The sequence below is a fragment of the Peribacillus sp. P4_B1 genome (assembly GCF_056402395.1).
In genome coordinates, this window is sequence record NZ_JBFUHM010000001.1 from 71,038 (window position 1) to 90,119 (window position 19,082).

Sequence of the window (19,082 nt, forward strand, 5' to 3'; positions counted from 1 at the left end):
TCTAAAGCCTCCTAGTCTTCTGCTATCCAGCTTCTTAATAATTTTGCAAATTCATCTGGCTTTTCTTTTGCAAGTTTCTCAAGTTGTTTTCTTTTTAAAGATGCTTCCGTTTCCTTCTCTTTGTTTAAATCAGGAAGATCGAATGCGACTTCCTCTTCTTCGACCACGTATTCCTCTTCCAATTCAACTTGCTTTCGGGAACGGAAGAATAAGATTAAGAGAATGATAATGGCAAGTATTAGCACGCCACCGACGATGTATGCCCATATTGGTAACAATGGACTCGTTTCCTCTATTGGTAACGTCATTTTTCCGTTAAACGGTTGAACGGAAATTGCAATTTTATTATTAAGCTCCTCGTCCGTAAGTTCTTCCCCTTCAGCTTTTTTCTCGATTGTCGTTCGTATTATCGTACCAAGGATTTGTGTGATATCATCCACACTCTGTTGAGTTAAAGAATTCGGATCGTCAGCGGTGGGCGGTTCGACCATGACCTGAATACCTAAATCCTTAACTTTATACGGGCTTTCGACTATTTCCTTCTTGATTCGGTTCACTTCACTATTTATCGTTTCATCCACTTTTTCATAATCACCGGAACCGTTTGTGCCTTCAGCATATTGGGTTCCCAATGAATCTGAGGAATCCTCACTTTGCGGAACGCCTCCTGCACCTGCAGCGTCCCCACTATACGATTCATTGATCCTTTGCGCAGAAATCTCGATTCCAGCCATATTTTCTTCATCGACCGGTTCGACTAAATTCTCTTCTCGGTTTTCTTGAGTGAAATCAATGTCTGTCGTGACAGAAACAACAACTTTGTCTCTACCCATTATCGTTCCAAGCATATTTTGTACCTGTCTTTGAATATCGCGTTCTATTTCTTTTTTTATTTGATTTTGAGTAGCAAATGCGGACGCGAAAGATGAATTTTCATTTTCAAGGTCAAAGTACTCAAAGTCTTGATTCATAATGACGATATTATCTGTAGGAAGATTCGGTACACTTTTTGAGACCAGATGATAAAGGGAGTTGATTTGACTTTCTTCAAATTTATAACCGGATTTCGTCTTCAATACAATGGATGCGGACGCTTCCCCAGTCGTATCACTGACAAAAACTCCTTTATCAGGAAGAGTGATCATTACGCTGGCATCTTCTACTCCATCAATCTTTTTTATTAAACTGGCCAATTCCGTTTGCATCGAGTCCAGTTTTATGACGTTGAATTCATTTTCAGTCATTCCGATACCAGCACTTTGACTAAAAAAAGAATAGTCGATACTCCCCGAGTCCGGAACTCCTTCAGCTGCCAGTTCCACTTTAAGTGAATCCAAGCTTTCTTCAGGAACCTTTATGGTCGTACCATTTTCAGAAACTTCGTTTTTAATCCCTTTACTGTCCAAATTTTCTTTGATGCTCCCTGTCTCCGATGGAGTTAAATTTGAATATAAGGGCACCAGCGTCGTACGCGTGGTTAAAAGTGAAACAGCCGTAATGATGATGATAATCAATGCTGCTGATCCAATCATCATGATTTTTTGTTTTTTACTGCGGCTCATCCAGTAAGCAGCCACTTTATTTTTAAACTCTATTACTTCATTCATTTAAATCCCCCGGTCAGTCTATGAATTTATGAGTGGGGGATTCGTTTTCCCCCTGATCATTTTTTCTCTATATTAATGAGGTTTAAAATGAATGCTATATACTCATTCTCATCATTTCCTGGTAGGCTTCTACAACCTTATTCCGAACCTCTAATGTAGCCTGCATGGTAATGCTGGCTTTTTGCGAAGCTATCATCACCGAATGCAGCTCAACATCATCTCCATTAACCAGTTTGATCGTAAGGTCATCAGATGCCATTTGTGTTTCGTTAACTTTATTTATTGATTCTTTTAATACGGACGCAAAATTTCGCTGTGATTCGTATGGTGTATTAGTATTATTCTGATCTTTTTTCAGCACATTACCTGCATTATTCACTGCCGAAAGAGAAATCCCCTCCATATCAACACTCTCCTTTCAAACTGTTATTTTCCGATTTCCAACGCTTTCATCATCATTCCCTTTGATGCATTTAAAACTGTTACATTTGCTTCATATGAACGTGTTACACTCATTAAATCGACCATTTCCCTAAGTGGGTCGACATTCGGCATTTCAACATAACCATCTTCATTGGAATCAGGGTGTTCCGGATTGTAATCCAGTTCGAAGGGTGTTCTGTCCTTTACTATTCCAGTCACCTTTACTCCATTCCCTATCCCGCTAGTTTTTCCGGATGCTGCGTTTAAGAAGCTTGAAAAACCTTCTTCCTTACTTTGCAGCACTACCGCTTTTCTTGTGTATGGCTTCCATATTTTCAACTCTGCGTCATATTCCGCCCTGGTCGTATCGGCATTTGCCATATTCGCAGAGATTACATCCATCCTTAACCTTTGACTGGTCAAGCTAGATCCAGTCATGTTCATACTTTGGAAGATTCCCATCACTTACCTCCTCTAATTACATTCTCCAATGATTGAAACTTTCCTGAAAGCCTATCAGAGACTGCATTATAATAAATCTGATTTGCAGCAAGATCCGTCATTTCCTTATCAACGTCCACACTATTTCCGTTATTGTTATATTGGACATTTTTCTGAAATACGATGGGAGAAGCATGACCTTCTTCTGATTTGAAGGTATAATGTCTTTCATCGGTCCGATATGACTTTAGGGAAGATCCCAGCTCTGCTTTAAATGATTGTGTTTTGTCGACCTCTTTAGCTTTATAGTTAGGCGTATCCGAATTGGCTATGTTCTGTGAAATGACTTTTTGTTTTGTATTAGAATAATTAAGAGCATTTTCTAGTGATTGAAAAGTATTTGAAAATAGTTCCATATCGATCACCCCTTTCAATATTTAGTAAATAGTTGCTTTATCAATAAATTAACCCAATTCATTTATGGTTTATTTTAAAGAAACATAATAACTATGTCCATAAAAACACAAAGACTTTAGACCTATTATGGTCGAAAAATGTCACATTTTGCTCAAATTTGACGTTTTTCTTAGTATCATTCAAGGATTAACATTACCTTATATTACATTTTATTAGTGCATTCTACACTTTAACCAAATTTTACTTGCATTAGCTTATTTAGCATATCGAAAAACGAACCAATATACCTGATACTTTAGAACTAATTTTAACGATTAATTTCAAGTGATTATTTCCACTCACCTGATTCCACCCTTTAAAATAAAGGATTATTAAAAAACAAATGGTACATGTACTTTTTTTGTTAAAAACATTTTTTTCAAAATGGCGATCCATTCGACAAATTCCTCTTATCATAAAGAAAGGCCGTCCCATTCTATTATCACTGTTTGCATATTTCAAAAGTTATAATAATATATTTACCTTTTCATAAAAAACCACGCATATATTCACATTTCCATTTAAGATCTTTATTCCGAATTACCTCTTTTTTCTTCCTTCCTTTCGCTCTCCACCATAGCTTTTCAGTCCTAGACAACTTACCCCAATATACGCACACAAAAAAAAGGCAGCCCTATTTAAAGGACTGCCTTTTTTGTTTGTTAATTATTTTTAAGCTTTTCTAATTCAAGTAGGAATTTATCGTTCAATACTTTTATATAAGTACCTTTCATTCCAAGAGAGCGTGATTCAATTACTCCTGCACTCTCTAGCTTTCTAAGCGCATTGACGATTACGGATCGAGTGATGCCTACACGGTCTGCAATTTTTGAAGCTACAAGCAGTCCTTCATTACCTTTAAGCTCTTCAAAAATGTGCTCAATAGCTTCCAATTCGCTGTACGATAACGAGGAAATTGCCATTTGAACAACAGCTTTACTACGAGCTTCTTCTTCAATCTCTTCTGACTTTTCACGAAGGATTTCCATACCTACCACTGTCGCGCCATACTCAGCCAAAATTAAATCATCATCATGAAATTTTTCTTGTAATCGAGCAAGAACCAATGTTCCTAAACGTTCTCCCCCACCCATAATCGGTACGATAGTTGTTAATCCCGTTGCGAAAAGTTCTTTGTTTTCAACTGGGAAAGCAGTGTATTCGCTTTCGATATCAAGATTGGAAGATGTTTCGGGAATATTAAATAGGTTTTTTGTGTACACTTCAGGGAATTGTTTATCTTCCAACATTTTGTACATGCGTTCATTTTCGATTTGCTGACTTACCGCTATGCCTAGTAATTTCCCACGGCGGCTGACGACGAATACATTTGCTTCGATAACTTCACTTAAACTTTCAGCCATTTCCTTAAAGTTAACTGCTTTACCTGCCGCTTTTTGGAGCATTGCATTGATTTTTCTTGTTTTTGCTAATAAGTTCATTTGATTTGTTCCTCCTAAAAATACCATGGTTCACAATAACTATGAAGTTGTATTTCCGTAATTTTATTTTCATGCTAGGCAAATTATTGCCATTGTTTCTTAATTAAAGGATAAACTGGCTTAAATCTTTGTTCCGGGCGATAGAACCAAGCTTTCCTTCGACATATTGGGGAGTAATTGTAATCTTCTCCATCGTAATTTCCGGTGCTTCAAAAGATAAGTCTTCAAGCAGCCGTTCTAAAATGGTATGAAGTCTTCTTGCACCAATATTGTCTGTGTTTTGATTCACTTCGAAGGCCACTTCAGCTATCTTACGAACAGCATCGTCAGAAAATTCAATTTCTATACCTTCTGTTTCTAACAAAGCAACATATTGTTTTAACAAGGCATTATCCGGTTCATGAAGAATCCTTACAAAGTCATCTACTGTCAGTTTGTTCAACTCTACACGGATCGGGAATCTACCTTGTAATTCAGGGATAAGGTCGGAGGGCTTAGCCATATGGAAGGCCCCTGCCGCAATGAATAAGACATGATCCGTTTTAACTGAACCATATTTAGTCACGACTGTCGAGCCTTCGACGATTGGCAGGATATCCCTTTGGACACCTTCCCTTGAAACATCCGCTGATGAACTTCCGGACTGCTTACTGGCAATTTTGTCGATTTCATCAATGAAAATGATCCCATTTTGCTCAGCTCCGTATACTGCATCAGAAGTGACTTCATCCATATCGATCAATTTTGCCGCTTCTTCATTTGTTAAAACGATTCTCGCTTCACTTACTTTCAATTTGCGCTTCTTGCTTTTTTTCGGCATCAGGCTTCCTAAAGCGTCCTGCATGTTCATCCCCATTTGTTCCATTCCCGAACCTTGGAGCATATCAAACATCGAAGCAGCCTGTTCTTCCACTTCAACCGTAATCATTTCACTTTCCAGCTCACCATTAGCCAGCTTTTCGGCGACGATTTTCCTTTTTTCCTGCAAACTTAAATCTTCGGAATTATCTTCCGAATCCTGTTCGTCTTGATTGTTATTGCCTCCAAAAAAGACTTCAAGAGGATTCTTGAAATTACTCTGTTTTTTTGTTGATGGCACTAATAGCTCTATTAAACGGCGATTTGCATTTTCTTCTGCCCGTTCCTTTACGCTCGCCATCTTTTCTTCCTTCACGAGGCGAACGGAAGTCTCCACCAAATCACGAACCATGGACTCCACATCCCGGCCGACATATCCGACTTCCGTAAATTTCGTTGCTTCAACTTTTATAAAAGGAGCACCTACCAATTTAGCCATTCTCCGAGCTATTTCTGTTTTCCCAACGCCTGTCGGTCCAATCATTAATATGTTCTTCGGAACGACTTCATCACGAAGTTGGTCCGAGAGAAGGGAACGTCGGTAGCGATTCCGAAGAGCCACTGCCACTGCCCGTTTTGCTTCACGCTGCCCAACGATATACTGATCCAGTTTTTCAACGATTTGCCTCGGTGTTAAATTAGCTTTTTTTGACATTTGCGCTCCTCCTTACAACTCTTCCACGATTATATTCGTATTCGTAAATACACAAATTTCCGCTGCAATTTGTAAAGATGATTGAGCGATTTCCTTTGCCGATAAATGGTCACTTGAAAACCTCATTAATGCCCTGCCGGCAGCCAGTGCATAATTCCCTCCAGATCCTATGGCGAGAATCCCATCATCCGGCTCAATTACTTCCCCGGTACCAGAAACGAGCAGTAAATGGTTCTTATCCATCACGACCAGCATGGCTTCCAGCTTTCTCAGTACATTGTCACTTCTCCATTGCTTTGCCATTTCGACGGCAGCACGCTGAAGATTGCCATTATACTCTTCAAGCTTAGCTTCGAACATCTCAAATAAAGTGAATGCATCTGCAACAGAACCTGCAAAACCTGCAAGAACATTACCTTTAAAGATTTTTCTTACTTTCCTTGCTGTATGCTTCATCACTACTGAATTTCCTAAAGTAACCTGCCCATCACCGGACATGGCACATTCACCTTTATGATGCACTGCAAATATCGTTGTCATAAAGTGTCCCCTTTCAACATTTAAGGCCGCGGATGTGTTGCATTATAGACTTTTTTTAATTGGTCTTTTGTAACATGCGTATACACTTGCGTTGATGAAATTTTAGAATGACCAAGCAATTCCTGAACCGTGCGAATGTCCGCCCCATTATTCAATAGGTGTGTAGCAAAGGAATGCCTTAGCATATGGGGATGAAGACTTCCATCTGCGGCTGACTTTTTAATCAATTCATTCAATATATAGCGAACTCCCCTAGGTGTCAGAGGGTCTCCACGAAAATTAACAAATAAATAAACATTCGCTTTGGCGTCAGACGAAGTCATTTCCATCCTGGCTGTACGTATGTATATATCTATCGCTTCTTGAGCATATCTACCAACCGGAACGTAGCGATCTTTTTTTCCTTTTCCATGAACCAGTACTGTACCTAAGGAAAGATCGATATCCTGCAATTTAATCTCACAACATTCACTTACGCGAATGCCTGTCGCATACAGTAATTCCAGTAATGCATTGTTCCTTATTCCTATCGGTGAATCTTTATTTAAAGAAGAAAACAACTGTTTCATTTCCTTCTCATATAGAAAACGTGGCAGTCTTTGATCCTTTTTAGGTAAAGAAACAAGAGAAAAAGGATTATCCTTCACATCACCTTCACGTAATAAAAATTTATAAAAGCTCCGCAAGCAAGAAGTTTTCCTTGCTACAGTGCGCTTAGAAAGTTTTTTCTCATATAAATTCGTTAAAAACAACCGGACATCAAAATATTCAACAGACGTGAGATCGATGATACCCTGTTCATTTAAGAACAGGAAAAATTCGTGAATATCACGTTTGTAATTTTCAATGGTGTAATGTGAACTGTTTTTTTCAATTTGTAAATATTCGATGAAGGATGATAATGCCTTTTTTTGATTAATCATGGAAACACCTCGCAAAGGCTAATAAATAGTATCATACTTTAAAACAGCAGGCAAATATTTTACAAATTTTTCACAAAGTTCTGAATTGTGTCCAAAGCGCGTTTAGCATGGGTTTCGTTCCGTTCTTTTTTTGATTTGATTCTCACTTCAAGGTCTGGAAGCAATCCGAAGTTGGCGTTCATCGGCTGAAAGCTCTTTCCATTTGTCGATGTTATATACCTTGCCATGCTGCCCATTGTCGTCTCAGCAGGAAAAATGGCAGGCTCCAATCCTTGGACGATCCTTGCAGCATTGATACCTGCAACCAGTCCTGATGCTGCCGATTCTACATAACCTTCGACGCCAGTCATCTGACCTGCAAAGAATAAATCGTCCCGATTTTTGAATTGGTACGTAGGCTTCAGAACATTAGGTGAGTTTATGAAAGTGTTGCGATGCATAACTCCATAACGGACAATTTCCGCATTTTCCAATCCAGGTATGAGCTGCAATACTTCTTTTTGCGGCCCCCATTTCAAATGTGTCTGAAAACCAACAATGTTGTAGAGTGTTCCTGCCGCATCATCTTGGCGCAATTGAACTACTGCAAAAGGGCGCTTTCCTGTTTTCGGATCTTCTAATCCGACAGGCTTCAATGGACCAAATAACATCGTTTTCTTCCCACGTGATGCCATTACTTCAATCGGCATGCAACCTTCAAAAAAGATTTCTTTTTCAAATTCTTTAAGTGGGACTGTCTCGGCAGCAATCAATGCTTCATAAAAACGGTCAAACTCCTCTTCCGTCATCGGACAGTTCAAATAAGCTGCTTCCCCTTTATCGTAGCGGGATTTTAAGTATACTTTATCCATGTTGATGCTGTCTTTTTCAAGAATTGGAGCGGCAGCATCATAGAAATACAAGTATTCTTCATCCATGATTTGCTTTAAGCTGTCAGATAGTGACTGACTTGTAAGTGGTCCTGTTGCAATGACGGTAGGGCCTTCCGGAATTTCCGTCACTTCTTCATTAATGACCGTTACATTGGGATGATTTTTGACCTTTTCCGTCACAAGACCGGCAAATTCATGGCGATCGACAGCTAAAGCACCGCCAGCCGGTACAGCACAAGCATCTGCCGCGGACATGATGACCGAATCCAATATACGCATTTCTTCTTTTAATACACCAACCGCATTTGTTAACGTATTTGCCCGAAGTGAATTGGAACAAACAAGTTCAGCGAATTTATCGGTATGATGTGCTGGCGTTTGTTTTACAGGGCGCATTTCGTATAGATCGACTTTGATTCCTCTTTTAGCTAACTGCCACGCCGCTTCACTTCCAGCAAGACCAGCACCGATTACACTTACTTTTGTTTCTTTCATTTTTCGAACCTCCATGTATAGATATGATAAGACAGGAGCATTTATCATTAAAATTGCTTTCATAAGTGTTTCATTTTTAACGATATCTATGTATTTATTCCCAAAATACCCATTCCTGCTACGAAAATTTCAAGCATATGCCACAAATCCAGCATTTCATCTGTACCAAAAGGGATAATGGACACAAAGAGGAATTATATCTTTAAAATAATGCACTTGTCCACTGAATTTTACATCACATTACCTAAATAAAAAAGTTTCAAGCTTTATCCATTTTCTTCAAAGAAGTAAATCCACACGTTACCATGATATCATACTTCGCTGAACATAAAGAAACTCGGCAAATGCCGAGTCAATTTATATTTAGAGTTTCTCAAAAGTACAAAGGGAAAGTAAACGATTTCACAGACTTTTCTATGCTTGAGGAGTTTCTTTGAAGTCACAATCCATGCACTGGACCTGGACTCCTTTTTTGAGTTTTTTCTCAACAAGTGTACCTTCACATTTTGGACAACTCCGCGGTAGCGGTTTATCCCAAGAAATGAAGTCACATCCAGGGTAGGTATCACACCCGTAAAATAAACGGCGTTTTTTACTTTTCCTTTCAATGATGTTTCCTTCCTTACATTTCGGGCATTTCACACCTATTTCTTTTACGATTGGTTTTGTGTTACGGCAATCGGGGAAATTACTGCATGCCATGAACTTACCATAACGCCCCATCTTAAAGACCATCTCATGTCCGCATTCTACACAATCTTCACCTGCAGGCTCATCTTTGATTTCAATTTTCTCCATTTCGACTTCAGCTTTAGCCAAATGAACAGCAAATTCTTTATAAAATTCATCGATGACCTTAATCCATTCGATGCTTCCTTCTTCGACGCTATCGAATTCCTGTTCCATCTTGGCAGTGAACTCTGCATCAAGAATATCCGGGAAGAATTCACGTATCAATTCAAGAACGATCTCACCAAGCTCTGTGGGGATGAACCGTTTATTATCCAAAGTAACATAACCACGTTTTTGAATCGTATCCAAGGTAGGAGCATATGTGGAAGGACGGCCTATTCCCAGTTCTTCTAGGGTTTTGACAAGACGTGCTTCTGTATATCTGGGTGGAGGCTGTGTGAAATGCTGCTTAGGCTCTACATCTTTTGAAAAGAATTGATCTCCTTTTTTCACATCAGGGAGAGCATTTTCCTTTTCTTCCACTGAGTCATCTGATCCCTCAACATATACCTTCATGAAGCCCGGAAATTTAATTTTTGAACCATTGGCCCTGAAGATGACATCTCCGTTATGCAGGTCGATGCTCATCGTATCCATGACCGCCGAAGACATTTGACTTGAAACGAATCGCTCCCAAATCAACTTATATAGACGGAATTGATCTCTGGATAAGAACTCCTTGACTACACCCGGTTCACGTAATGTGCTCGTTGGTCTTACCGCTTCATGGGCATCTTGGGCATTAGTCTGTTTTTTCTCTTTCCGCTGCTCAACCTGAACATAATCTTTACCATAACTATTTTCAATGAAGGTATGGGCTTCCTGTTTCGCAACATCGGAAATCCGGGTCGAATCGGTTCTCATATAAGTGATTAACCCGACTGTCCCTTCCTTTCCAAGCTCGATTCCTTCATAAAGCTGCTGAGCAAGCATCATTGTTTTCTTTGCACGGAAATTCAATTTTCGAGCCGCTTCTTGTTGCAGGGAAGAAGTCGTAAAAGGTGCAGCTGGATTACGCCTTCTTTCCTTTTTAGCCACTGCCCCTATCGTAAATTCGCCGCCATTTAAAGAACCGAGTACTTTTTTGACGTCCTCTTCTGTATTTAATTCTTTCCGCTCACCGCCCAGGCTGAAAAAGGAACCTTCAAACTGTTCTTTTCCTTTTACAAAATCTGCCTTGATTGTCCAATACTCTTCCGGGATAAAATCTTTGATTTCTTTTTCCCGGTCAATGATCATCCGTACAGCAACCGATTGGACCCGTCCCGCACTTAAGCCTTTTTTCACTTTTTTCCACAAAAGCGGGCTGATATTGTATCCGACCAAACGATCCAAGACCCTTCTTGCCTGTTGCGCATCAACCAATTTCATATTTATTGGCCTCGGTGATTTAAATGATTCTTTGATAGCCTCTTTCGTGATTTCGTTGAATACCACGCGGCAATCAGAATTAATGTCAACATCGAGACTGTGAGCCAAATGCCAGGCAATGGCTTCCCCTTCTCTGTCGGGGTCAGCCGCGAGATAGATTTTTTTCGCTTTTTTTGCAGCAGTTTTCAATTCTTTTAAAACCGGGCCTTTGCCGCGGATAGTTATATATTTAGGTTCATATTCATGTTCAACATCGACACCCATTTGGCTTTTAGGCAAATCGCGTACATGCCCCATGGAAGCCTTTACTTTGTATTTTTTTCCCAAGTAACGTTCTATTGTTTTCGCCTTTGCGGGCGATTCCACAATCACTAAGTATTCTGACATCCAATAAATCCTCCTCAAAGAGGTAATATAAATCTTCACTATTATTAATCATTCAAAAAACATTTGTCAACACCTCTTTACTTTTCAAAGCATGTCATTTTATTTATTTATAAGTATTTTGACAAGAGGTGCCATTTGCAAAACTTATAACAGTTTTACAATATTTTCAACCTTTTTGTCTAAAATTTCAACCATTCCTTTAAAAAAAACGCCTTTTTTTTCTATTTTTCCGTTTAATTCTCCGTCTATCTTCTATATTATATCGTTCAAAATTCTTCCTCAATCTGCTTAGAACTCAAAACAAGTTTGGCACCATCTTGAATCAATTGATTGGTCCCTAATGATTCTGGACTCGTTACATTGCCAGGAAGCGCAAATACCTCCCTGCCATGTTCCAAAGCGGATTGTGCCGTAATAAGGGAACCGCTTTTTTCTTTGGCCTCGACCACGAATACTCCCAGTGATAATCCACTGATGATTCGATTCCTAAGCGGAAACATCCAAGGTTCCGCTCTCTTTTCCGGTGGGGTCTCAGATAAAAGTAACCCTTTATTGATGATTTCCCCTGCAAGGGAAATATTGGATTTTGGGTATATTTGCAAAAGACCTCCTCCTAAAACCCCAATCGTATCTCCGCCTTCCCCCAAAGTGATTTTATGTGCCTCTGCATCGATTCCAGCCGCCACCCCACTTATGATCACGAATTTTTTCTTTACAAGTGGTAATAGAATCGTTTTTAAGGCCTCCAGTCCATACGAGGTTGGCTTACGTGTTCCAACAACACCTAGCGTGCTCCTCCTCGTTAGAAGCTTCTTATCGCCTTTTAAATAAAGAACCCATGGGGGATCGAATATTTGCTTCAGCAAAAAAGGATAATCATCATCGAAGATCGTCAAGCAATGAATTTGGCAATCTTCGTATCGTTTAAGTTTATCGATGGTATTGAGTGAATGTAAATCTTTGAGAAAGAGGGTAAGCTTATTTGAAGGGATAGGGAGGATTTTTACCCATTCCTCGTGATTCATAGTGAAAAGGGAAGATAAGGACGGGTCATTTGACATGATAATTTGGATTGTTTTCCATCCTGCTCCGCGGCAATGATGAAGGTGGATTAATTTTTCTGTTTTATTCAATTGGAAGCACCCCTAATCGGATATTTTTAAAGGTAGGTTGATTGTGATGGTCAAAGTAATCGAAATGTTTCCCGAGGAATTTGGAGTGAAATAAAGGCCGACCCAAAAAACAGGTCGGCCCAACTTAAATCAATGCGTTTTACAAGGTTCGTAGATTTCTTTTTCCTTCAGGACGGAGATCAATGTTTCACCCATTACGGATGGAGTCTCGGCAACTTTAATTCCACATTCGTTCATAACGCGGATTTTCTCGTCAGCTGTACCTTTTCCTCCTGAAATTATGGCACCAGCATGTCCCATACGTTTACCAGCTGGAGCTGTACGGCCACCAATGAAACCTACAACTGGCTTAGTCATATTTTCTTTCACCCAGATTGCCGCTTCTTCTTCTGCCGTGCCGCCGATTTCCCCGATCATGATCACCGCATGTGTTTCCGGATCTTCATTGAATGCTTTCAGTACATCAATGAAGTCCGTTCCGTTAACGGGATCCCCACCGATACCGACAGCCGTAGATTGCCCAATGCCTGCTTGTGATAATTGGTGAACGGCTTCGTACGTTAAAGTTCCAGAACGAGAAACTACACCTACATGGCCTTTTTTGTGGATATATCCTGGCATGATACCAATCTTACATTCTTCCGGACTAATGACACCCGGGCAGTTCGGTCCGATCAAGCGAGTCTTTTTACCTTCCATGTAACGCTTCACCTTGACCATATCCAGGACAGGAATATGTTCCGTGATACAAATAACAAGATCTAGTTCTGCGTCAACGGCTTCAAGAATCGCATCTGCAGCAAATGGAGCCGGTACGTAGATAACCGATGCATTCGCTCCGGTTTCAGTGACAGCTTCGGAAACTGTATTGAATACAGGTACCCCTTCCGCTTCTGTTCCGCCTTTGCCCGGAGTGACTCCTCCAACGATTTTCGTGCCGTATTCCAACATTTGTTTTGTATGAAATAATGCTGTTGAACCAGTGATTCCCTGAACGATCACTTTCGTATCTTTATTAATATAAACGCTCATTATGTTCCCCCCTGCCTATTATCCTACAAGTGATACTATTTTTTGTGCTCCATCTGCCATAGATTCAGCAGCCGTAATATTTAAACCTGACTCTTTAAGTATCTTTTTACCAAGGTCCACATTCGTACCTTCAAGACGAACAACAAGAGGGACATCCAGGCCAAGCTCTTTAGCAGCAGCTACTACGCCAGTCGCGATGATGTCACATTTCATGATCCCCCCGAAGATATTAACGAAGATGCCTTTAACATTTTGATCGGATAGGATGATTTTGAAAGCCTCTTTTACTTTTTCCTCAGTAGCGCCGCCACCAACGTCAAGGAAGTTAGCCGGATCTCCCATATAATGTTTAATGATGTCCATCGTTGCCATAGCAAGTCCGGCACCATTAACCATACATCCGATATTTCCGTCAAGCGATATGTAACTAAGGCCATGTTTTGATGCTTCAATCTCTTTCGCATCCTCTTCATCCAAATCACGGTACTCCGCGATGTCTTTATGGCGGTAAATCGCATTATCATCGAAATTCAATTTAGCATCCAGTGCCATTACATTGCCATCGCCTGTTACCACTAATGGGTTGATTTCAGCGATTGAGCAATCTTTTTCAACGAAAGCTGTATATAAGTTAACCATCAGTTTGGAAGCTTTATTTATAAGTGAAGTCGGAATATTGATATTGAATGCAATCCTACGTGCCTGGAAGCCAGTCAGGCCGACAACCGGATCGATTACTTCTTTGAAAATTTTCTCTGGTGTCTTTTCAGCCACTTCCTCAATTTCCGTTCCGCCTTCTTCAGAAGCCATCAATACGACACTGTTCGTAGCACGGTCAAGGACCAGCCCGATATAATATTCCTTCGTAATGTCGCAGCCTTCTTCAATAAGTAAACGCTTAACTTCCTTGCCTGCCGGTCCTGTTTGATGGGTCACCAGCGTCTTACCAAGAATCTCTTTTGCATATGTACGTGCTTCATCAAGATTTTTCGCTACCTTAACTCCGCCGGCTTTCCCGCGGCCGCCCGCATGAATTTGAGCTTTGACGACAACAACTTCCGTACCTAATTCCTTCGCTGCTTCCACTGCTTCATCTACAGTAAAGGCAACCCGGCCATTTGGAACGGATACCCCGTATTGTCGCAATATCTCTTTTCCCTGATACTCATGGATATTCATTTCCCATCCTCCTTATCTACTAAAAACCAACTTTTAAATTTAATGCCTGTTTTCTCTACCATATTACAACAAAATTCTCCTTGGTGCATAATATTCTTTCACATAATTTTGTGAATATTATCATAATATACTTTTTTACTCTTGTATTAAATGGAAAAAAACTGCTTGGCCGTTGTGTTTCTTTCTAGATGAAAATCAATTATATTTTTCCTATCATTCTATTCTTTTAAAAAGCCTTTTCTCTTATAAATCCAGTGAAAACACACCCTGATACACCCTTTTCCACCATATTAATCCAGAAAACACCTCAGGGAAATTACGTTTATCCTTGTTTTGACTCAAAGGAAAAGCAAAAGGACAAAGCCATGGCTTTGTCCTTTTGCTGATGGTTTAGTATGTTTTTAATATAATGAAAATTTATTAACGATTTCCCTAATTTTCTACAAAAACCAACAAGAATCCATTTTGGTGAAATCACGTGCATAATCAGGCCCCTACCGATTCATGTCCTTGTCGACTTTATAAATGAATGCAAATACCTCCGCAACAGCTCCGTACAATTCTTCCGGTATCGTTTGATTTATATCCAATTGACCTAAAAGTGCAGCAAGCGACTCATCCTTTTGGACCGGTATATCCAGCTTCATAGCCCTTTCCAGGATATTTTCAGCCGTTTTACCTTTCCCCTTCGCCAATATGACGGGAGCTTTGGATGTCTTTTGATCATACTTTAAGGCAATCGCTTCTTTTCGCCTATCATTTTTCATATTCGAATATCCACTCCACTATATGAACCAGATTCTGAAAAAGGAACGGATTTCAACCTGTAGCCCCTCTCTTTTCCGCTTCGCATGTTTACAAATGAAACACCTGACAATCTGTAATCCATTTTTTCCAGATTCTCTCTCAGGAGTTCAAGATATTGATTTGCTGTCTCTTCAATGACTGCTCCATGCCCATTAATGACCGTCACCTTTATGATTCGATTTTGTACCTGCATATCGATGATAATCTCTTTAAGGCGTTCTAATTCTAAATAAAATAGGACGCGGCAGTATTCCGGGTCTATCTTGCCATCTTTTGTTTTCCTTCCGCTCCATTGTAACGTTAGGTCCGTTTGTGTAGAGCCAAGATTGATTGGAAGTGTAAGGAGCAAATTCTGAATCGGCCCATTTTCTTGTGCAAGGATCTGTTGGGCAGTGACCCGATTTAGGATTTGTTCTGCGATCTCCTTAATGGCTGCCGGAGTTTGCTCATTCAGCAATTTAAGCAGCAGCGGTTTAAGTGTATCCAAATCCTTCGAGAACTCCATTTCATCTCTAGTAAGATTAACAAGTGCATGTTCCAGCTGAAGACCAAGGATCTTCGTCCACTCTTTTAGTTGGTGTGCAACAGATGGACCATTAGTAAAATCGATTGTTTGAAACTCAGCTTCAAATACCTGGGCAAGGACCAGCCCCTCATTATTCCTAACGAACTGGGCCTCAGACAGCTGTTTAAGTGACTGAAACAGTAGTTTGGCCGCCTTACCCTTCGACTCAACTACCTGCTCTCTATCCATATTCAAATAGCCTAAAAGGTCATTCACTTCTACATTTCCGCCTATTGCTTTTTTTCCGGCTGTTGCTTCTGCAAAAGCACTCTCAAGCAAATGAAAGGCAAGAGGGGAAAGTTTTTCTGCAGAATTTTTTTTCTGAAACGATTGGATATCAGCTGGCATTTTTGTCGCTTTATGATCAACGCCGTTCAATATCCGATTTATATTAATTTCGATTTCATCAATTTTTCCAAATGCTCCGCTTTTTGCCTTGGAAAGTACATGCAATCCTTGGTGTAATTTTTCAATCGCTGAGTTCTTAGGAATTCCGGACCTCGCCTCAGCTCCATCAATTAACTTCTCCAGAAAGACAGATTCTGTAATTCCCTTTGGGACGAAACCTGTCTTTTTAAGCAGGGAAAATGCGCCGGATTTCATTTCAGGTGTTGAATCCGAATCCAGCCAAATGGTCACTAGTTTTTGCAAACCGAATTGTTGAAGCTCGCTCTGTTTAGCCACATGCAAGGAGTCCAATACCTCCATAAGCTTGAAAGCCGTCCTCGTTACCACTCCCCCATCCTGCAGTTGCTGCATGAGGCCGCTGAGCAATTTGTGAAAAGGTTCGCCTTTGGCATGTGAAAATAATGCATCATATACATCTTTTACAAACGGCAATTGCTGAATGAACATTGTTTTTATCAGAGGCAGACCAACTTCTGCATCAGCAGTTTTCAGCCATTGCAAAGCGGACTGAAAAGTTTCCTTGGTTATCGGGAGACGGTTTTTCAGGAGATATTCGGCAAGCTTTGCCGCCGCAGGTTCGGGCGTTATGCCGAGATGAGCGATCAATTGTGCAGCTGTGCCATCTATGCTGGAACAGTTCAAATTCGGGGAATCTAAAGCTTTTAACACGACCTTCCCCTCATTTGGTGGTTGAATTTGAAACCAATACCTTTCTCCTGCCCGAAGCGGGATATCGAGAGCGGCAATCATTTTTTGATGGCCAATCTGTACCTCGGCCGTTTGGTTAGGAAAAACCTTATTCACTTTCCCGAAAAGGATTTGACCGTTTTTCAAACTCGCAGTTCCTTGTATTTCAATTGGTGAAGATACGGGTTGACCGCTTGTCGATTGCATCACTCATCCTCCCTAGTCCTTCGTACGTGCAGCGATTTCCTTAACTGGTGCAAAACTTCTTCTATGCCAAGGTGTAAGCCCGTGCTTCTCGAGCGCTTCTAAATGTTGGCTTGTCCCATATCCCATGTGCTTTCCGAAACCATATTCCGGATATTCTTCACCATATTCCTTCATCATCCTGTCACGAGTCACTTTCGCTATAATGGATGCCGCAGAGATGGTAATGCTTCTTGCATCCCCCTTTATGAGTGAAAGCTGCGGAATCGGCACATCCAGTTCCATCGCATCAATCAACAAATGATCAGGAAGTTCCGACAGATCGTTCACTGCGGCCACCATTGCCTTTTTCGTAGCTTGATATATATTGATTTCATCAATTACTTCGCTATGTACAACACCCACTCCTATGGAAAGTGCTTCCTTAAAAATCATCTCATAAAACAGTTCCCTTTTTGACTCTGGAATCTTTTTAGAATCATTCAGTCCTGGCAAATAAAAAGATTCCGGCAAGATGACAGCACTTGTCACAACTGGTCCTGCCAATGGCCCTCTTCCTACTTCATCGATACCTGCAAGAATGGAAAACCCTTGTTTGCGCAATTGCCGTTCAAACTCCGTCATTTCCGTGAAAGCATCCTTTACCTGTCGCTCTTTTTCATAGGCTCTTTGCCATTTGCTCACTAAGTCAGTTACTCCCTTTCGGCTGTCTTCCCGGCATTCTTGTAAAAATAAATCATCTGGCTCTCTTATAGTCTTTAACTTTGAGGAGATTTCCTTAATGCTCATTGCAGTTTTCATCATTTATCACCCATCATATTAATTATCGGCAGTCTTGCTCCTTTTCTACAGTTCAAACAAAAATACGGAGCGGAAAAGAGACATCAAAAGTTAAAAACCTTTTCGACATCCAACTCCAGCTCCGTATCAACCCTTTTCACCGACCTTCTTCAAAAATCAGGTCAGTGTCTTGCAATCTCTACTTAATGTTATTCGGGGATATTATCCTCTTCATAATCCTTAGGGACCTCAAACGTAAGAGGGCCCATCTTTTCTGAACGGATTTCACGTACGACCAACTCTGCGGTTTTGTCATAATCAATGAAGCCACCAGATGCTAAACAGCCCCTGAACTTTCCGACGGCATCGAATAGTTCAAGCGTTTCCTGAGGAATTGCATCCAGGTTATAACGGGATTTCAATCTATCCGGATATTCCTTTTCCAAAAAGCGCAGACCGTATAAAGAGACCTCGTGCAAGTTTAAGATCGTATCCTTGATCGCTCCCGTCAATGCAAGCTTCAAGCCCACTTCCTGATCCTCGAATTTAGGCCAGAGGATCCCCGGCGTGTCCAACAGTTCCAATTCCTTACCAACTTTTATCCATTGCTGCGCCTTCGTGACACCAGGTGTATTCCCTGTTTTGGCAATGTTCTTTTTGGCAAGTCGATTGATTAAAGTTGATTTCCCTACATTCGGAATCCCGACTATCATGGCGCGGATGGCTCTTGGCTTTATTCCTCTTGATTCCATCCTGTCATACTTATCTTTTAAAAGTTTTTTAGAAGCAGCTGTAATCTGGTTTAAACCGTTTCCTGCCTGCGAGTTAATGGCAATCGCCGTTTTCCCCTGTGATTTATAATATTCAAGCCACATATTCGTTTTCACCGGATCGGCCATATCAGCTTTATTCAAAAGGATAACCCTCGGTTTATGCTGTATGATTTCATCGATCATCGGATTTCGTGAAGATGCCGGAATCCGGGCATCCACAAGTTCAAAGATGATGTCGATCAGTTTTAATTTCTCTGTTACTTCCCGTCTTGCTTTGGCCATATGGCCAGGGAACCACTGTATTGTCAATGG

The 19,082-nt window shown here is 40.6% G+C and carries 17 protein-coding genes; all 17 read right to left on the reverse strand.

The annotated features are described in order from the left end of the window. Positions 1–11: 11 nt before the first annotated feature. Positions 12–1,607: a flagellar basal-body MS-ring/collar protein FliF gene (fliF, locus tag AC1DVK_RS00360; protein ID WP_477625649.1), complete on the reverse strand. Its 1,596-nt coding sequence runs from the start codon at positions 1,605–1,607 to the stop codon at positions 12–14. A gap of 94 nt (positions 1,608–1,701) precedes the next feature. Continuing rightward, the gene (fliE, locus tag AC1DVK_RS00365) at positions 1,702–2,010 is read right to left on the reverse strand and encodes a flagellar hook-basal body complex protein FliE (RefSeq protein ID WP_477625650.1); all 309 of its coding nucleotides are present in this window, start codon (positions 2,008–2,010) and stop codon (positions 1,702–1,704) included. Between the two features lie 23 nt (positions 2,011–2,033). Further along, positions 2,034–2,492: a flagellar basal body rod protein FlgC gene (flgC, locus tag AC1DVK_RS00370; protein WP_477625651.1), complete on the reverse strand. Its 459-nt coding sequence runs from the start codon at positions 2,490–2,492 to the stop codon at positions 2,034–2,036. Continuing rightward, positions 2,492–2,887, reverse strand: coding sequence for a flagellar basal body rod protein FlgB (gene flgB / locus AC1DVK_RS00375; protein ID WP_089362460.1), 396 nt, complete (start codon positions 2,885–2,887; stop codon positions 2,492–2,494). Before flgB ends, flgC begins: the two co-directional genes overlap by 1 nt. A 702-nt stretch (positions 2,888–3,589) precedes the next feature. Beyond that, the gene (gene codY / locus AC1DVK_RS00380) at positions 3,590–4,369 is read right to left on the reverse strand and encodes a GTP-sensing pleiotropic transcriptional regulator CodY (RefSeq protein WP_053345318.1); all 780 of its coding nucleotides are present in this window, start codon (positions 4,367–4,369) and stop codon (positions 3,590–3,592) included. A gap of 103 nt (positions 4,370–4,472) precedes the next feature. Continuing rightward, positions 4,473–5,882 carry an HslU--HslV peptidase ATPase subunit gene (gene hslU / locus AC1DVK_RS00385; protein ID WP_089362459.1) on the reverse strand — a complete coding sequence of 470 codons (1,410 nt, stop codon included), beginning with the start codon at positions 5,880–5,882 and terminating at the stop codon, positions 4,473–4,475. Between the two features lie 12 nt (positions 5,883–5,894). Then, positions 5,895–6,422: an HslVU peptidase proteolytic subunit gene (gene hslV / locus AC1DVK_RS00390; RefSeq protein ID WP_054396900.1), complete on the reverse strand. Its 528-nt coding sequence runs from the start codon at positions 6,420–6,422 to the stop codon at positions 5,895–5,897. A gap of 20 nt (positions 6,423–6,442) precedes the next feature. Then, positions 6,443–7,345 (reverse strand): tyrosine recombinase XerC, encoded by a 903-nt coding sequence (gene xerC, locus AC1DVK_RS00395; protein WP_089362458.1) that lies wholly within the window; start codon positions 7,343–7,345, stop codon positions 6,443–6,445. A gap of 59 nt (positions 7,346–7,404) precedes the next feature. Beyond that, positions 7,405–8,712: an FADH(2)-oxidizing methylenetetrahydrofolate--tRNA-(uracil(54)-C(5))-methyltransferase TrmFO gene (gene trmFO, locus AC1DVK_RS00400; protein ID WP_061462399.1), complete on the reverse strand. Its 1,308-nt coding sequence runs from the start codon at positions 8,710–8,712 to the stop codon at positions 7,405–7,407. Positions 8,713–9,126: 414 nt separating this feature from the next. After that, positions 9,127–11,202 carry a type I DNA topoisomerase gene (gene topA / locus AC1DVK_RS00405; RefSeq protein ID WP_089362456.1) on the reverse strand — a complete coding sequence of 692 codons (2,076 nt, stop codon included), beginning with the start codon at positions 11,200–11,202 and terminating at the stop codon, positions 9,127–9,129. A gap of 266 nt (positions 11,203–11,468) precedes the next feature. Continuing rightward, positions 11,469–12,335 carry a DNA-processing protein DprA gene (gene dprA / locus AC1DVK_RS00410; protein ID WP_061462397.1) on the reverse strand — a complete coding sequence of 289 codons (867 nt, stop codon included), beginning with the start codon at positions 12,333–12,335 and terminating at the stop codon, positions 11,469–11,471. 129 nt (positions 12,336–12,464) lie between these two features. After that, positions 12,465–13,367: a succinate--CoA ligase subunit alpha gene (gene sucD / locus AC1DVK_RS00415; RefSeq protein ID WP_061462396.1), complete on the reverse strand. Its 903-nt coding sequence runs from the start codon at positions 13,365–13,367 to the stop codon at positions 12,465–12,467. An 18-nt stretch (positions 13,368–13,385) separates the two neighbouring features. Further along, positions 13,386–14,546: an ADP-forming succinate--CoA ligase subunit beta gene (sucC, locus tag AC1DVK_RS00420; protein ID WP_477625652.1), complete on the reverse strand. Its 1,161-nt coding sequence runs from the start codon at positions 14,544–14,546 to the stop codon at positions 13,386–13,388. Positions 14,547–15,040: 494 nt separating this feature from the next. Continuing rightward, positions 15,041–15,313: an EscU/YscU/HrcU family type III secretion system export apparatus switch protein gene (locus AC1DVK_RS00425; RefSeq protein ID WP_061462394.1), complete on the reverse strand. Its 273-nt coding sequence runs from the start codon at positions 15,311–15,313 to the stop codon at positions 15,041–15,043. Next, on the reverse strand, positions 15,310–17,220 hold the full coding sequence (locus tag AC1DVK_RS00430) for a hypothetical protein (protein WP_477625653.1): 1,911 nt from the start codon (positions 17,218–17,220) through the stop codon (positions 15,310–15,312). The genes AC1DVK_RS00425 and AC1DVK_RS00430 overlap by 4 nt, the downstream gene beginning before the upstream one ends. 12 nt (positions 17,221–17,232) lie before the next feature. Continuing rightward, on the reverse strand, positions 17,233–18,018 hold the full coding sequence (locus tag AC1DVK_RS00435) for a ribonuclease HII (RefSeq protein ID WP_410860283.1): 786 nt from the start codon (positions 18,016–18,018) through the stop codon (positions 17,233–17,235). A 188-nt stretch (positions 18,019–18,206) separates the two neighbouring features. Then, entirely contained in the window at positions 18,207–19,079 is an 873-nt protein-coding gene (gene ylqF, locus AC1DVK_RS00440) for a ribosome biogenesis GTPase YlqF (protein WP_089362451.1), read from the reverse strand. Between the last annotated feature and the right edge of the window lie 3 nt (positions 19,080–19,082).

Bases quoted from the DNA above. Each gene is read 5' to 3' on its own strand.
- fliF (WP_477625649.1), bottom strand. From the start codon at position 1,607: ATGAATGAAGTAATAGAGTTTAAAAATAAAGTGGCTGCTTACTGGATG.
- fliE (WP_477625650.1), bottom strand. From the start codon at position 2,010: ATGGAGGGGATTTCTCTTTCGGCAGTGAATAATGCAGGTAATGTGCTG.
- flgC (WP_477625651.1), bottom strand. From the start codon at position 2,492: ATGGGAATCTTCCAAAGTATGAACATGACTGGATCTAGCTTGACCAGT.
- flgB (WP_089362460.1), bottom strand. From the start codon at position 2,887: ATGGAACTATTTTCAAATACTTTTCAATCACTAGAAAATGCTCTTAAT.
- codY (WP_053345318.1), bottom strand. From the start codon at position 4,369: ATGAACTTATTAGCAAAAACAAGAAAAATCAATGCAATGCTCCAAAAA.
- hslU (WP_089362459.1), bottom strand. From the start codon at position 5,882: ATGTCAAAAAAAGCTAATTTAACACCGAGGCAAATCGTTGAAAAACTG.
- hslV (WP_054396900.1), bottom strand. From the start codon at position 6,422: ATGACAACGATATTTGCAGTGCATCATAAAGGTGAATGTGCCATGTCC.
- xerC (WP_089362458.1), bottom strand. From the start codon at position 7,345: ATGATTAATCAAAAAAAGGCATTATCATCCTTCATCGAATATTTACAA.
- trmFO (WP_061462399.1), bottom strand. From the start codon at position 8,712: ATGAAAGAAACAAAAGTAAGTGTAATCGGTGCTGGTCTTGCTGGAAGT.
- topA (WP_089362456.1), bottom strand. From the start codon at position 11,202: ATGTCAGAATACTTAGTGATTGTGGAATCGCCCGCAAAGGCGAAAACA.
- sucD (WP_061462396.1), bottom strand. From the start codon at position 13,367: ATGAGCGTTTATATTAATAAAGATACGAAAGTGATCGTTCAGGGAATC.
- sucC (WP_477625652.1), bottom strand. From the start codon at position 14,546: ATGAATATCCATGAGTATCAGGGAAAAGAGATATTGCGACAATACGGG.
- AC1DVK_RS00425 (WP_061462394.1), bottom strand. From the start codon at position 15,313: ATGAAAAATGATAGGCGAAAAGAAGCGATTGCCTTAAAGTATGATCAA.
- AC1DVK_RS00430 (WP_477625653.1), bottom strand. From the start codon at position 17,220: ATGCAATCGACAAGCGGTCAACCCGTATCTTCACCAATTGAAATACAA.
- AC1DVK_RS00435 (WP_410860283.1), bottom strand. From the start codon at position 18,018: ATGAAAACTGCAATGAGCATTAAGGAAATCTCCTCAAAGTTAAAGACT.